9 protein-coding genes, 1 tRNA gene and 3 rRNA genes are annotated in these 15,412 nt (G+C 63.1%); all 13 read left to right on the forward strand.

Annotation, left to right across the window (positions count from 1 at the left end):
• Positions 1-99: 99 nt before the first annotated feature.
• The 13 genes from HWX58_RS01515 to HWX58_RS01575 all read left to right on the forward strand — a co-directional run bounded on the left by HWX58_RS01515 (position 100) and on the right by HWX58_RS01575 (position 15,412).
• Positions 100-1,500, forward strand: coding sequence for a four-carbon acid sugar kinase family protein (locus tag HWX58_RS01515; RefSeq protein WP_175985276.1), 1,401 nt, complete (start codon positions 100-102; stop codon positions 1,498-1,500).
• A 17-nt stretch (positions 1,501-1,517) separates the two neighbouring features.
• The gene (locus HWX58_RS01520) at positions 1,518-2,408 is read left to right on the forward strand and encodes an NAD(P)-dependent oxidoreductase (RefSeq protein ID WP_175985280.1); all 891 of its coding nucleotides are present in this window, start codon (positions 1,518-1,520) and stop codon (positions 2,406-2,408) included.
• A gap of 60 nt (positions 2,409-2,468) precedes the next feature.
• Positions 2,469-3,890 carry a GntP family transporter gene (locus tag HWX58_RS01525; RefSeq protein ID WP_175985282.1) on the forward strand — a complete coding sequence of 474 codons (1,422 nt, stop codon included), beginning with the start codon at positions 2,469-2,471 and terminating at the stop codon, positions 3,888-3,890.
• Between the two features lie 89 nt (positions 3,891-3,979).
• Positions 3,980-5,704, forward strand: a complete 1,725-nt coding sequence (gene poxB / locus HWX58_RS01530) for a ubiquinone-dependent pyruvate dehydrogenase (protein WP_175985285.1) — start codon at positions 3,980-3,982, stop codon at positions 5,702-5,704.
• Positions 5,705-5,853: 149 nt separating this feature from the next.
• Positions 5,854-5,926 (forward strand) — tRNA-Trp (locus tag HWX58_RS01535).
• 40 nt (positions 5,927-5,966) lie between these two features.
• Complete coding sequence (gene secE, locus HWX58_RS01540; protein ID WP_175985287.1) at positions 5,967-6,230, forward strand: preprotein translocase subunit SecE; 264 nt, start codon at positions 5,967-5,969, stop codon at positions 6,228-6,230.
• A gap of 45 nt (positions 6,231-6,275) precedes the next feature.
• A complete protein-coding gene (nusG, locus tag HWX58_RS01545) occupies positions 6,276-7,295 on the forward strand; it encodes a transcription termination/antitermination protein NusG (RefSeq protein WP_175985289.1) in 1,020 nt (339 codons plus the stop codon).
• 187 nt (positions 7,296-7,482) lie between these two features.
• On the forward strand, positions 7,483-7,914 hold the full coding sequence (gene rplK, locus HWX58_RS01550; RefSeq protein ID WP_175985292.1) for a 50S ribosomal protein L11: 432 nt from the start codon (positions 7,483-7,485) through the stop codon (positions 7,912-7,914).
• 11 nt (positions 7,915-7,925) lie between these two features.
• Complete coding sequence (rplA, locus tag HWX58_RS01555) at positions 7,926-8,612, forward strand: 50S ribosomal protein L1 (protein WP_175985294.1); 687 nt, start codon at positions 7,926-7,928, stop codon at positions 8,610-8,612.
• A gap of 608 nt (positions 8,613-9,220) precedes the next feature.
• Positions 9,221-10,743, forward strand: a 16S ribosomal RNA gene (locus HWX58_RS01560).
• Positions 10,744-11,170: 427 nt separating this feature from the next.
• Positions 11,171-14,277 (forward strand): 23S ribosomal RNA (locus tag HWX58_RS01565).
• A 128-nt stretch (positions 14,278-14,405) separates the two neighbouring features.
• Positions 14,406-14,522, forward strand: a 5S ribosomal RNA gene (gene rrf / locus HWX58_RS01570).
• The 16S, 23S and 5S rRNA genes sit together here, the layout of an rRNA operon.
• 89 nt (positions 14,523-14,611) lie before the next feature.
• Positions 14,612-15,412, forward strand: a complete 801-nt coding sequence (locus HWX58_RS01575) for a transporter substrate-binding domain-containing protein (protein WP_175985296.1) — start codon at positions 14,612-14,614, stop codon at positions 15,410-15,412.

The raw sequence follows: 15,412 nt of genomic DNA on the forward strand, positions 1-15,412 counted from the left end.
GAACACTGTTGCGTGGGGGAGATATCCGGCGTACCCTCGTTATCTGATATCGGATAACCCGCTCCGATCTCCTCAGATCCTCTGAACGAAGGAGTTCTCGTGCACATCGACGCGCTGCTCGCCGGCATCCCGGGCCCGGTCGATCTCAGCGCGGCAGAGGTCCGCGCATCCCTGGATCCGAACGGGGTCCTCGTCGTGCTCGACGATGACCCGACCGGCACGCAGTCAGTCGCGAACCTCCCCGTGCTCACGCGCTGGGAGCACGAGGACCTCGCCGGCGCCCTCGCGACCGGTGCCCCCGCCGTGTACGTCCTCACCAACACGAGGTCGCTCGACGAGGCGGAGGCCGCACGGCGCAATCGCGAGGTCGTCTCCGTGGCGCTCGCAGCCGCAAAGGATGCCGGCAAGCACGTGACCTTCGTCTCGCGAGGCGACTCCACCCTCCGAGGTCACTTCCCCCTCGAGACCGACGTGCTCGCAGCCGAGATCGTCGCGCACGGCGGGGAGGCCCCGGCCCTCACGCTGTTGATCCCCGCCTTCCCGGACGCCGGACGCATCACGGTCGACTCGGTGCACTACTGGGTCACCGGCGACGAGGCGACACCGGTGGGCGAGACGCCGTTCGCGCATGACGCGACCTTCGGCTTCACCTCCTCGGATCTGCGCGACTGGGTGGCCGAGAAGACCGAAGGGCGCATCCCCGCCGGCGAGGTGGCCGCCCTCACTCTCGAGATCATCCGCGCCGGCGTCGAGTCCGTCGGGTCCTTCCTGCGCTCGGTGCCGGTCGGTTCCGTCGTCGCCGTCGACGTCGTCGAGGAGAGCGACATGCGCGTCCTCGCGCTCGCTCTGCACAGCCTCGATCGCGACGTGCTGCTGCGCGTCGGTCCTCCGTACGTGCGGGCGCACATCGGCCAGGAGATCGCCGAGCCGGTCTCGGCCGCCGACATCCCCTTCGCGTACGACCACGGCGGGCTCGTCGTCGTCGGCAGTCACGTGCCGCTCACCACGGCCCAGCTCGCCGAGCTCCGCCGCCAGCGCCCCGACACGGTCACGATCGAGCTCGATGTGCGGCAGCTCATCGACGACCGCCGCGACGCGCATCTGGATGCTCAGGCCCACGCGGTCGCCGAAGCGCTGGCATCCGGCTCCGTCATCGTGCACACCACGCGCGAGCTCGTCACGGGCGCCGACGGCGACGCCAGCCTCGAGATCGCCCGCCAGGTCTCCAGCGGCGTGGTCGACCTCGTGCGCCGTGTGCTCGCGATCGCTCCGCCGCGATTCATCATCGCCAAGGGTGGCATCACCTCCAGCGACGTCGCCAGCGAGGCGCTCGAGATCCGCCGCGCCACCGTGCTCGGACCGATGCTCCCCGGCATCGTCTCGCTGTGGCAGCCGCAGACCGGCCCCGCCGTCGGCATCCCGTACATCGTCTTCGCCGGCAACGTCGGCGACACCGACTCCCTGGCCCGCGTCGTCGCGACGCTCGCCGACGCAGAATGAACCCGAAAGGAACGCAGATGACCTCCACTGTCGCCGTCATCGGTCTCGGAGCCATGGGGCTCCCGATGGCCTCCCGTCTCGCCCAGCGCTTCGAGGTGCGCGGCTTCGACATCGCCGAGGCCCGTGTCGCCCTCGCCGCCGAGCAGGGCGTGCAGCCCGCCGGCTCCGCGGCCGAGGCGGTCGCCGACGCCCAGGCCGTTCTCGTCGCCGTCCGCACCGGTGCTCAGCTCAACGAGCTCCTGTTCGGCGAGAGCGGGCTCGCCTCGCACCTCGCGGACGGTGCGGTCGTGATCCTCACCAGCACCGTGGGCACCGACGGGATCGGCGCCATCGCCGAGCAGCTCGCCGAGCACGGTGCGCAGCTCGTGGATGCTCCGCTCTCGGGCGGACCCGTCCGCGCAGGCGAGGGCGACCTGCTCATCGTCGTCGGCGCGGCGCCCTCGGCGCTCGAGGTCGCTCGCCCCGTTCTCGACCAGCTGGCCTCGACGCTGTCGATCGTGGGCGACAAGCCCGGTGACGGCCAGGCGCTGAAGACCGTGAACCAGCTGCTGTGCGGCGTGCACATCGCCGCCGCCGCCGAGGCGCTGGCCCTGGCCGACGCCCTCGGCCTCGACCGCGAGAAGACGCTCGAGGCGCTGACCGCCGGGGCTGCGAACTCGTTCATGCTCGGCAATCGTGGCCCGCGCACCCTGCAGGCCTACGACGACGAGGGCGCCGAGGTGCTCAGCCGCCTGGACATCTTCGTGAAGGACATGGGCATCGTCGGAGACGCCGCCCGCGCCGCGCACCTGTCCACTCCCGTCGCGAACGCCGCCGAGCAGCTGTTCCTGCTCGGCGAGGCGCAGGGACTCGGTGCTCACGACGACTCCGCCGTCATCCGCGTGATCGCCCCCGAACGACTCTCCTGACACCGAACCCCACCACTCGGGCGCACCCGCGCCCATGAAACCGAAAGAAGAGATCCAGAGATGCTTCCTCTTCCCGCGCTGATCGCCATCGGCGTCGCAGGCCTCGCGCTGCTGCTCCTGCTGATCATCCGCTTCAAGATGCAGGCGTTCTACGCCCTCATCCTCGTCTCGATTCTCGTCGGCCTCGCCGCGGGCCTGCCCATGACGACGATCCCGGCCTCCGGTGGCACCCCGGAGCAGCTCGGCATCATCCAGGCGATCATCGCCGGAGTCGGAGGGACGCTGGGGTCGGTCGCCGTGCTCGTGGCGCTCGGCTCGATGCTCGGCAAGATCATCGAGCTGTCGGGGGGAGCGGAGTCGCTCGCGGGCAAGTTCACGAAGTGGCTCGGCCCGAAGCGGGTCGGCATCGCGCTGGTCATCGCCGCCGGCATCCTGGCGATCCCGGTGTTCTTCGACGCCGGCTTCATCATCCTCGTGCCGATCATCTTCGCCTTCTCGAAGATCGCAGGCCTCAACCCGATCAAGTTCGGGCTTCCCGTCGCGGGCATCATGCTCGCCGTCCACGTCGCCGTCCCGCCGCACCCGGGCATCGTCGGCGGATCGACGATCCTCGGCGCCGACCTCGGCTGGGTGCTGATCTTCTCGCTGATCATCTCGATCCCGCTGGCGGCGCTGTCGTTCTGGGTCGGCAAGGTCATCAATCGACGTGAGTTCGCCATGATCGAGGCGACCAAGGAGATGTTCGACAGCTTCGGAACCGAAACGCCCTCGGCCAACGCCGGCCTCCGCGACGGCGAGAAGGCGCCCAGCGCGTTCACCGTCCTGGGGCTCATCCTGCTGCCCCTCGTGCTCATCATGCTGGGCACGACCGTCGCTCCGGCGTTCGAGGCCGGCAGCTTCTGGAACGGCTTCCTCGCCATGATCGGTCAGCCGATCTTCGCGCTCATGGTCGCGATCGCCGCGGCGATGTTCTTCCTCGGCGTCCGCCGCGGATGGTCGCCCGCGAAGCTCGGCGAGGTCATGGAGTCGGCGCTGCCGTCGGCCGCGGTCATCATTCTCGTCACCGGTGCAGGTGGAGCCTTCGGGCGCATCCTCACCGAGACGGGCATCGGCGGTGCGGTCGCCGAGCTCATGGCGGGCAGCGGGATGCCGGTGCTCCTGGCCGCGTTCCTCATCTCGCTCGTCATGCGAGCGGCCCAGGGGTCTGCAACCGTCGCGATCACGACGACGGCGGGTCTGCTGCTGCCGACCGTCGCGGTGCTCGGCCTGGACCCGATCCACATCGCTCTCGTCGCCGTGGCGATCGGCTACGGCGCGCTCGGCCTGAGCCACGTCAACGACTCGGGCTTCTGGGTCGTCACCCGCTACCTCGGTCTGTCCGTCAAGGACGGCCTGCGCACATGGACGCCGCTGACCACCGTCCTCGGCATCGCCGGGTTCCTCCTCACCTGGCTCACGTACGCCCTGATCCCGATGGCGTAGACCTGGGAGTCCTGCGGGGAGGGGGCGGTTCGGCGCGGTCACGACGCCGGGCCGCCCCCTCGCCGTGCGACAGGCGTACGCTCGGAACCATGGCCACCGTCGCAGAGAACATCGTCCGTACCCTCCGGGCCAACCGGATCGACCGGGTCTACGGCATCCCCGGGGACTCGCTCAACGGATTCACCGACGCCCTTCGCAAGGACGGCACCATCCGCTGGCTGCATGTGCGTCACGAGGAGTCGGCCGCTTTCGCCGCCGCAGCGGATGCCGCCATCACCGGCAACCTCGCAGTCGTCGCGGGCTCGTGCGGCCCGGGCAACCTGCACCTCATCAACGGGCTGTTCGACGCCCAGCGGTCACGGGTGCCCGTGCTCGCGATCGCCGCGCACATCCCGACCACCGAGATCGGGACCGGCTACTTCCAGGAGACGCATCCGCAGGAGCTGTTCCGGGAGTGCAGCGTGTACGCCGAGTACGTCGCCGATCCTGCGCAGATGCCGCGTCTGATGGAGATCGCGATGCGCGCCGCGATCGAGGAGCGCGGGGTCGCCGTGCTCGTGATCCCGGGCGACGTCGCACTCGCCGAGATCGAGGACGACCGCGCCGTCGTCATCGAGCGGGCGCATCCGGTCGTCGTGCCGAGCCCCGCCGAGCTCGAGAAGACGGCAGAGCTGCTCAATGCGTCGAAGAGGATCACGATCCTCGCCGGCGCCGGGGCTGAGGGCGCGCACGATGCGGTCGTCGCGCTCGCCGACCGGCTCGCAGCTCCCGTCGTGCACGCGCTGCGCGGCAAGGAATTCATCGAGTACGACAACCCGTTCGACGTCGGAATGACGGGCCTGCTCGGATTCGCCTCCGGGTACCGGGCGATGGAGTCCGCCGACACGCTGCTCGTGCTCGGATCGGACTTCCCGTACGCGCAGTTCTATCCGGACGATGCGACCACCATCCAGGTCGACATCCGCGGATCGCAGCTCGGCAAGCGGCATCCGCTCGATCTCGGTCTCGTCGGCGACGTGCGGGCGACCGCCGAGGCGCTGCTCCCGCGCATCGCGGCGAAGACCGACCGCTCGCACCTCGACGATGCCGTCGCTCACTACCGCAAGACGCGCACGAAGCTCGACGAGCTGGCCGTGCCCGCCAAGGGCAGGAACCCGATCCACCCGCAGTACCTCGCCCGCCTCCTCGACGAGAAGGCGTCGGACGACGCGATCTTCACAGCCGACGTCGGTTCTCCCACGGTCTGGGCGGCGCGCTATCTCACGATGAACGGCCGCCGCCGGCTGATCGGATCCTTCACGCACGGCTCCATGGCGAACGCCCTGATGCACGGCATCGGTGCGCAGGCTGCGCAGCCGGAGCGTCAGGTGGTCGCGCTCGCCGGCGACGGGGGACTGGCGATGATGCTCGGAGAACTCATCACGCTCACGCAGAACAGGCTGCCGGTCAAGACGATCGTCGTGAACAACTCATCCCTGAACTTCGTCGAACTCGAGATGAAGGCGGCCGGGTTCGTCACCTACGGCACCGACCTCGACAACCCCGACTTCGCAGCGGTCGCCCAGGCGCTCGGCATCTTCGCGCGCCGCGTCGAGCGCAGCGAGGATCTTCCGGATGCCGTCGCCGAGGTGCTCGCGCACGACGGGCCGGCCCTGCTGGACGTCGTCACCGAGCGCCAGGCACTCTCCATGCCCCCGGCGATCACCGCCGAGCAGGTCAAGGGCTTCGCGCTGTACGCGATCCGCACCGTCATGTCGGGTCGGGGCGACGAGCTGCTCGACCTCGCCCGGGCCAACTGGTGGCAGCTGTTCTGAGGTCCACCGGGTCCCTGAGCCGGTCGAAGGGTGCCGCCGGTTCGCCGGGCCGCGCACCATGCCGTACACTGGACAGGCAGTTGTCTGCATCCTTTTCTCGTGCCTCCAGGCGCGAGGGGGGGCGCAGACCCAGGGCCTCCCGGGGCTCTAGGGCGGTAGCTCAATTGGCAGAGCAGCGGTCTCCAAAACCGCAGGTTGCAGGTTCGATTCCTGTCCGCCCTGCGCGTCAGCGCCACGCTGGCACACGAAAGGTACATTCAGGATGGATCAGGACGAACCGCGCGGCGAGATCGTCGCGGCAGGCGGCGCCGCCGGTGTGAAGAGGCTCGGCTTCTTCGGGCGGATCGCACTGTTCTTCCGCCAGGTCATCGGCGAGCTGCGCAAGGTCGTCACGCCGACCCGCAAGGAACTGTTCAAGTTCACTGCGGTGGTGCTGGTGTTCGTCGTGATCGTCATGGCCTTCGTGTACGGTCTGGACACCGCGTTCTCGTGGCTGACGTCACAAGTCTTCGGAGTGCCGCAGTAAGCGATGCTCCTGCGGCACCGTCCGCACTGAATGGAAAGAAACAACGTGTCTGAACGATATTCCGACGACGCCGACTGGGCGACCGCAGCGGAGCAGTCCAGCGAGGACGACGAGGCGCAGGAGGGCAACGTCCTCTCCGCCGAGGAGAAGGCGTCCTCCGCAGCTGAACGAGAGGCCGTGCACATCGAGGGCGACGACGAGAGTGCCGACGATGAGGGCACGGAAGACATCGACATCGACGACCCGGAGGCGGACGCGATCGTGAACGACGCTCTCAACCTGGACGAGACGGCAGAGACCGAAGCTGCCGCCGAAGTCCTCAACGACTCGACGGCCGAAGAGGCCGCCGACCTCGAAGCTGCTGCAGCCGACGAGGTCACGCCCTACGACGGCCCGGACGTGAACGGCGACGAGGACCGTCCGTCGGAGGAGGACTCCGAGGAGGACCCGTACGAGGCCTTCCGCATGGACCTGCGGATGATGCCGGGCAAGTGGTACGTCATCCACTCCTACGCTGGCTTCGAGCGCAAGGTGAAGGCCAACATCGAGCAGCGCAAGTCCACGCTCGAGGTCGAGGACGACATCTACCAGGTCGAGGTCCCGATGGAGGACGTCGTCGAGATCAAGAACGGCCAGCGCAAGATGGTCACCCGTGTGCGCATCCCCGGCTACGTGCTCGTGCGCATGGAGCTCAACGAGGACACCTGGTCCGTCGTCCGTCACACCCCGGGTGTGACCGGCTTCGTCGGCAACGCCCACAACCCGACGCCGCTGCGCTTCGAAGAGGCGTTCAACATGCTCAAGTCCCTCGTCGAGGTCAAGGACGTCTCCACCGCGAAGAACGTCCAGTCCAAGGGCGGGGTCGCCGTCGCGCGTCCTGCCGTCGCCGAGGTGGACTTCGAGATCGGCGAGACCATCACGATCAAGGAGGGCTCGTTCGCAGGCCTCCCCGGTTCGATCAGCGAGATCAAGCCTGAGAGCGGCAAGCTCACGGTGCTCGTGTCGCTCTTCGAGCGCGAAACCCCGGTCGAGCTGTCGTTCGACCAGGTCACGAAGATGATCTGAACAACGCTTTCGGAACGGCCGTCCTTCGGGGCGGCCGTTCTGCGTTTCCGGCATCCTGCCCGGATCAGGTAGACTTGCTTGGTTTGTGTGCGCGTTCAGGCGCGCCCGCATGCAGCACCGCGATCCGGAGATGCCGGATCCGCGGGAGAGGGATGCTCCGGCATCCGCTCGATGAAAGGAACAGAGAATGGCACCCAAGAAGAAGGTGACCGGCCTGATCAAGCTCCAGATCAACGCCGGCGCCGCGAACCCGGCGCCGCCGATCGGCCCCGCGCTCGGTCAGCACGGCGTGAACATCATGGAGTTCTGCAAGGCGTACAACGCCGCGACCGAGTCGCAGCGCGGCAACGTCATCCCCGTCGAGATCACCGTCTACGAGGACCGCAGCTTCACGTTCATCCTGAAGACGCCGCCGGCCGCAGAGCTCATCAAGAAGGCCGCAGGCGTGCAGAAGGCCTCGGCCACGCCGCACACCGTCAAGGTCGGCAAGATCACCAAGGACCAGGTCCGTCAGATCGCTGAGACCAAGCAGGCCGATCTGAACGCGAACGACATCGAGGCCGCCTCGAAGATCATCGCCGGCACCGCCCGCTCCATGGGCATCACGGTCGAGGGCTGAGGGGAATAATCATGGCAAAGTCCAAGGCTTATCAGGCTGCCGCCGCGAAGATCGAGGCAGACCGCTACTACACCCCGACCGAGGCAGTCGCCCTCGCGAAGGAGACCGGCTCGGCGAATTTCGACTCGACCGTCGAGGTCGCGCTGAAGCTCGCCGTCGACCCGCGCAAGGCGGACCAGATGGTGCGCGGCACCGTCATCCTCCCGCACGGGACCGGAAAGACCGCCCGCGTCATCGTCTTCGCCACCGGCCCCGCGGCCGAGGCGGCGATCGCCGCTGGTGCCGATGAGGTCGGCGGCGCCGAGCTCATCGAGAAGGTCGCCGGCGGCTGGACCGACTTCGACTCGGCAGTCTCGACCCCTGAGCTCATGGGCCAGGTCGGACGTCTCGGCAAGGTGCTCGGTCCCCGCGGCCTCATGCCGAACCCGAAGACCGGCACCGTGACCCCCAACACGGCCAAGGCCGTCGAGGAGATCAAGGGCGGAAAGATCGAGTTCCGCGTCGACAAGCACGCCAACGTTCACTTCGTCGTCGGCAAGGCCTCGTTCTCGGCTGAGCAGCTGGACGAGAACATCGGCGCTGCTCTTGAGGAGATCGTGCGTCTGAAGCCGTCGAGCTCGAAGGGCCGTTACATCCAGAAGGGCGCTGTGTCGACCACGTTCGGCCCCGGCATCCCGCTGGACGTCAACGCCATCTGACGCTGACACGAACGACAGGCCTCCACCGATCCGGTGGGGGCCTGTCGTCGTTGCGGGGGCACGCCGGCGGGCCCGGGATTCCGCGGCCGGCGGGCGCGACACGCCAGGGAAACGGCCTCGATTTGCCCGGACCCCGGATCCCGCGTAAGTTATTACTTGTTCGCCCCACAGGGAAGCGGAGAGGCTCAGAGCCTCACCCCCCTCAAGCGGAGAACCACCTCCCGAATCTCTCACTTGAGAGTTCTGACGCTTGCGTCTAGAATGGGAGATCCCACCTCTTCTGCGGTTCATCTCGACCGCGCAGCGGATCTCAGATCCGGTCGGCGCGTCGATTTGACAGGCCGGATGAGGCTGGTAAAATAGAGAAGTTGCCCTGCGGGCCTGGTTGTGATGACTGGGTCGTGGGTGCGTCCGATCCTTGAGAACTCAACAGCGTGCACTTGTCAAATGCCAAATAACCTCGACTCTGCTTCGGCAGGGTGAGATTCCTTTGGATCAAAGACCAACCCTTTCGGGGGTTGGCAACGGATAGTCAGCAATGATTTATCTCTTTGGTCAGTTTCAAACTCGCAGCCTTGACCTTATTCCGGTTTTGGTTTGCTTCTTTTTTTACGGAGAGTTTGATCCTGGCTCAGGATGAACGCTGGCGGCGTGCTTAACACATGCAAGTCGAACGATGAAGCCCAGCTTGCTGGGTGGATTAGTGGCGAACGGGTGAGTAACACGTGAGCAACCTGCCCCTGACTCTGGGATAAGCGCTGGAAACGGCGTCTAATACTGGATACGAGTAGCGATCGCATGGTCAGTTACTGGAAAGATTTTTTGGTTGGGGATGGGCTCGCGGCCTATCAGCTTGTTGGTGAGGTAATGGCTCACCAAGGCGTCGACGGGTAGCCGGCCTGAGAGGGTGACCGGCCACACTGGGACTGAGACACGGCCCAGACTCCTACGGGAGGCAGCAGTGGGGAATATTGCACAATGGGCGGAAGCCTGATGCAGCAACGCCGCGTGAGGGATGACGGCCTTCGGGTTGTAAACCTCTTTTAGCAGGGAAGAAGCGAGAGTGACGGTACCTGCAGAAAAAGCGCCGGCTAACTACGTGCCAGCAGCCGCGGTAATACGTAGGGCGCAAGCGTTATCCGGAATTATTGGGCGTAAAGAGCTCGTAGGCGGTTTGTCGCGTCTGCTGTGAAATCCCGAGGCTCAACCTCGGGCCTGCAGTGGGTACGGGCAGACTAGAGTGCGGTAGGGGAGATTGGAATTCCTGGTGTAGCGGTGGAATGCGCAGATATCAGGAGGAACACCGATGGCGAAGGCAGATCTCTGGGCCGTAACTGACGCTGAGGAGCGAAAGGGTGGGGAGCAAACAGGCTTAGATACCCTGGTAGTCCACCCCGTAAACGTTGGGAACTAGTTGTGGGGTCCATTCCACGGATTCCGTGACGCAGCTAACGCATTAAGTTCCCCGCCTGGGGAGTACGGCCGCAAGGCTAAAACTCAAAGGAATTGACGGGGACCCGCACAAGCGGCGGAGCATGCGGATTAATTCGATGCAACGCGAAGAACCTTACCAAGGCTTGACATATACGAGAACGGGCCAGAAATGGTCAACTCTTTGGACACTCGTAAACAGGTGGTGCATGGTTGTCGTCAGCTCGTGTCGTGAGATGTTGGGTTAAGTCCCGCAACGAGCGCAACCCTCGTTCTATGTTGCCAGCACGTAATGGTGGGAACTCATGGGATACTGCCGGGGTCAACTCGGAGGAAGGTGGGGATGACGTCAAATCATCATGCCCCTTATGTCTTGGGCTTCACGCATGCTACAATGGCCGGTACAATGGGCAGCGATACCGTGAGGTGGAGCGAATCCCAAAAAGCCGGTCCCAGTTCGGATTGAGGTCTGCAACTCGACCTCATGAAGTCGGAGTCGCTAGTAATCGCAGATCAGCAACGCTGCGGTGAATACGTTCCCGGGTCTTGTACACACCGCCCGTCAAGTCATGAAAGTCGGTAACACCTGAAGCCGGTGGCCTAACCCTTGTGGAGGGAGCTGTCGAAGGTGGGATCGGTAATTAGGACTAAGTCGTAACAAGGTAGCCGTACCGGAAGGTGCGGCTGGATCACCTCCTTTCTAAGGAGCACTGCAGAACTTCGGTTCTGACAGAGCCGGTTCCGGAACACACGTTTCCGGCCGGAGCTCATGGGTGGAACATTTGACTTGGCATCATGGATGCATGGTTTTCGTTAGTACGCTGCTTCGGCGGTTGGAACGGGGAGGTCATGGGGATGTGGTGTATGCACGCTGTTGGGTCCTGAGGGACCGGAACCGGGTTCGTCTTCTTCGGAGGGCGGATCTTGGGACTGTACCTCTGGGCCCCTTTCTGGTTCACCGGTTGGTGAGTTGGTGGGGGTACCGCCCGTACTTTGAGAACTACACAGTGGACGCGAGCATCTTCAGCATCGCAGCCGGCCCTTTTAGGGTGGGTTGTGGTGTTGTGAAAGATGATCTTAAAGATCATTAGTCAATTTCAATTTTGACGATTCGAACTCATGTTTTGTTTCAAGTCTTTAAGAGCAAACGGTGGATGCCTTGGCATCTGGAGCCGAAGAAGGACGTAGCAATCTGCGATAAGCCTCGGGGAACTGATAAGCAAGTTTTGATCCGAGGGTGTCCGAATGGGGAAACCCCGCTGGGCGGCGTGCCGACCTAGTGACTCCCGCCTGAATATATAGGGCGGGTAGAGGGAACGTGGGGAAGTGAAACATCTCAGTACCCACAGGAAGAGAAAGCAACCGCGATTCCGTTAGTAGTGGCGAGCGAAACCGGATCAGGCTAAACCGAGTGTGTGTGATATCCGGCAGGAGTTGCATGTTCGGGGTTGTGGGACTCACCTGTCATCTCTGCCGAGGTGGCGACGTTACAGAAGCGTATAGACGAACGGTCTTGAAAGGCCGGTCATAGAGGGTGCCAACCCCGTAGTCGAAATGCGTGTTCTGGCGTGGAGAGTATCCCAAGTAGCACGGGGCCCGTGAAATCCCGTGTGAATCTGTCAGGACCACCTGATAAGCCTAAATACTCCCAGATGACCGATAGCGGACAAGTACCGTGAGGGAAAGGTGAAAAGTACCCCGGGAGGGGAGTGAAATAGTACCTGAAACCGTTTGCTTACAAACCGTTGGAGCCTCCTTAGTAGGGGTGACAGCGTGCCTTTTGAAGAATGAGCCTGCGAGTTAGTGATATGTGGCGAGGTTAACCCGTGTGGGGTAGCCGTAGCGAAAGCGAGTCTGAATAGGGCGATTCAGTCGCATGTCCTAGACCCGAAGCGAAGTGATCTATCCATGGCCAGGTTGAAGCGCGTGTAAGAGCGCGTGGAGGACCGAACCCACTTAGGTTGAAAACTGAGGGGATGAGCTGTGGATAGGGGTGAAAGGCCAATCAAACTTCGTGATAGCTGGTTCTCTCCGAAATGCATTTAGGTGCAGCGTTGCGTGTTTCTTGCCGGAGGTAGAGCTACTGGATGGCCGATGGGCCCTACAAGGTTACTGACGTCAGCCAAACTCCGAATGCCGGTAAGTGAGAGCGCAGCAGTGAGACTGTGGGGGATAAGCTTCATAGTCGAGAGGGAAACAACCCAGACCACCATCTAAGGTCCCTAAGCGCGTGCTAAGTGGAAAAGGATGTGGAGTTGCTTAGACAACCAGGAGGTTGGCTTAGAAGCAGCCACCCTTGAAAGAGTGCGTAATAGCTCACTGGTCAAGTGATTCCGCGCCGACAATGTAACGGGGCTCAAGCACGCCACCGAAGTTGTGGCATTGACATTTTTGGTAGGCCTTCGTGGTCCAGCCGTGTTGATGGGTAGGAGAGCGTCGTGTGGCCGGCGAAGCGGCGGGGTGACCCAGCCGTGGAGGCTACACGAGTGAGAATGCAGGCATGAGTAGCGAAAGACGTGTGAGAAACATGTCCTCCGAAAGACCAAGGGTTCCAGGGTCAAGCTAATCTTCCCTGGGTAAGTCGGGACCTAAGGCGAGGCCGACAGGCGTAGTCGATGGACAACGGGTTGATATTCCCGTACCGGCGAAGAACCGCCCAAGCTAATCCAGTGGTGCTAAGTATCTGAATCCTCATGACCGGATCCCTTCGGGGTGATGGGGTGAGGCCTAGCGTACGACCCCATGCTGGTGCGGTTAGCGTATTAACAGGTGTGACGCAGGAAGGTAGCCCAACCCGGGCGATGGTTGTCCCGGGGCAAGTGCGTAGGCCGAGTCATAGGCAAATCCGTGACTCATGTGGCTGAGACACGATGCGGATAAAAAGTGGGTGATCCTATGCTGCCGAGAAAAGCATCGACGCGAGGTTCTAGCCGCCCGTACCCCAAACCGACTCAGGTGGTCAGGTAGAGAATACCAAGGAGATCGAGAGAATCGTGGTTAAGGAACTCGGCAAAATGCCCCCGTAACTTCGGGAGAAGGGGGGCCATCCACTTATTAGGACTTGCTCCGAAAGGGTGTGGTGGCCGCAGAGACTAGTGGGTAGCGACTGTTTATTAAAAACACAGGTCCGTGCCAAGTCGCAAGACGATGTATACGGACTGACGCCTGCCCGGTGCTGGAAGGTTAAGAGGACCGGTTAGCCGCAAGGCGAAGCTGAGAATTTAAGCCCCAGTAAACGGCGGTGGTAACTATAACCATCCTAAGGTAGCGAAATTCCTTGTCGGGTAAGTTCCGACCTGCACGAATGGCGTAACGACTTCCCAGCTGTCTCAACCGCGAACTCGGCGAAATTGCACTACGAGTAAAGATGCTCGTTACGCGCAGCAGGACGGAAAGACCCCGTGACCTTTACTACAGCTTGGTATTGGTGTTCGGTGTGGCTTGTGTAGGATAGGTGGGAGACTGTGAAGCGTGGACGCCAGTTCACGTGGAGTCGTTGTTGAAATACCACTCTGGTCACTCTGGATATCTAACTTCGAACCGTGATCCGGTTCAGGGACAGTGCCTGGTGGGTAGTTTAACTGGGGCGGTTGCCTCCCAAAAAGTAACGGAGGCGCCCAAAGGTTCCCTCAACCTGGTTGGCAATCAGGTGGCGAGTGTAAGTGCACAAGGGAGCTTGACTGTGAGACTGACAGGTCGAGCAGGGACGAAAGTCGGGACTAGTGATCCGGCAGTGGCTTGTGGAAGCGCTGTCGCTCAACGGATAAAAGGTACCTCGGGGATAACAGGCTGATCTTGCCCAAGAGTCCATATCGACGGCATGGTTTGGCACCTCGATGTCGGCTCGTCGCATCCTGGGGCTGGAGTAGGTCCCAAGGGTTGGGCTGTTCGCCCATTAAAGCGGTACGCGAGCTGGGTTTAGAACGTCGTGAGACAGTTCGGTCCCTATCCGCTGCGCGCGTAGGAAGTTTGAGAGGATCTGACCCTAGTACGAGAGGACCGGGTTGGACGAACCTCTGGTGTGTCAGTTGTTCCGCCAGGAGCACCGCTGATTAGCTACGTTCGGGATGGATAACCGCTGAAAGCATCTAAGCGGGAAGCCGGCCTCAAGATGAGACTTCCATGGACCTTGTGTCCGAGAGGCTCCCAGTAGACGACTGGGTTGATAGGCCAGATGTGGAAGCACGGCAACGTGTGGAGCTGACTGGTACTAATAAGCCGATGACTTGATAACACCCTTATTTTCATCAGTTCGAATTCTTTCTGATGCCGCGTCCACTGAGTGGTTCTCGATGTACGGTCGAGAACCGCAAACGAGAACAATGTTTTTCGTTATGCGTATGATTGAAACATCAATAGTGTTTCGGCGGCCATAGCGTGAGGGAAACGCCCGGTCACATTCCGAACCCGGAAGCTAAGCCTCACAGCGCCGATGGTACTGCAGGGGGGACCCTGTGGGAGAGTAGGACACCGCCGGACTCCTTTTAGTCAAAATGGCCACCCAACGCAGGGTGGCCATTTTGCGTTAATAGCCGCAAGGCGAACAAGACCAGAGAGGTCTCTCACACATGTCGCGTCGCGTCACCGCAGCATCCGTTCTCGCCATCGCAGCGCTGGCCCTCGCCGGCTGCACGAGCACGGGTGAGACGGCGCCGGAAGGCGGCGACGAGTACGGTCTCGTCACCCCCGGTACGCTGACGGTCGCGACCGAGGGCACGTACCGTCCGTTCAGCTTCCACGAGGGTGACGGCACCGGTGCTCTCGTCGGCTACGACGTGGAGATCATCGAGGCGGTCGCAGAGCAGCTCGACCTCGAGGTCCGTTTCGAAGAGACGCAGTGGGACGCGATCTTCGCCGGCCTCGATGCCGGGCGCTTCGACCTCATCGCCAACCAGGTGACCATCAACGACGAGCGCGAGGCGAACTACCTCTTCAGCGAGCCGTACACGGTCTCGCCGGGTGTCATCGTCGTGAACGCCGACGACGACTCCATCTCGTCCTTCGACGACCTCGACGGCAAGACGACGGCGCAGTCGCTCACGAGCAACTGGAACGAGCTCGCGGTCTCCAGCGGCGCCAAGGTCGAGAACGTCGACGGCTGGGCGCAGGCGATCTCCCTGCTCAAGCAGGGTCGCGTGGATGCCACGATCAATGACAAGCTGACCTTCCTCGACTACGTGCAGACCGAAGGCGACACCTCGGTCAAGATCGCCGCCGAGACCGATGAAGCAGGGCTGTCGGCGTTCGCGTTCACCCAGGACAAGCAGGCTCTCGTCGACGCGATCGACGGAGCGCTCGACGAACTGCGCGCCGACGGCTCGCTCGCCGAGCTCAGCGACAAGTACTTCGGCGCCGACGTCACCGAGTAG

This window comes from Microbacterium tenebrionis (genome assembly GCF_903645325.1).
GTDB classification, from domain to species: Bacteria; Actinomycetota; Actinomycetes; order Actinomycetales; family Microbacteriaceae; genus Microbacterium; species Microbacterium tenebrionis.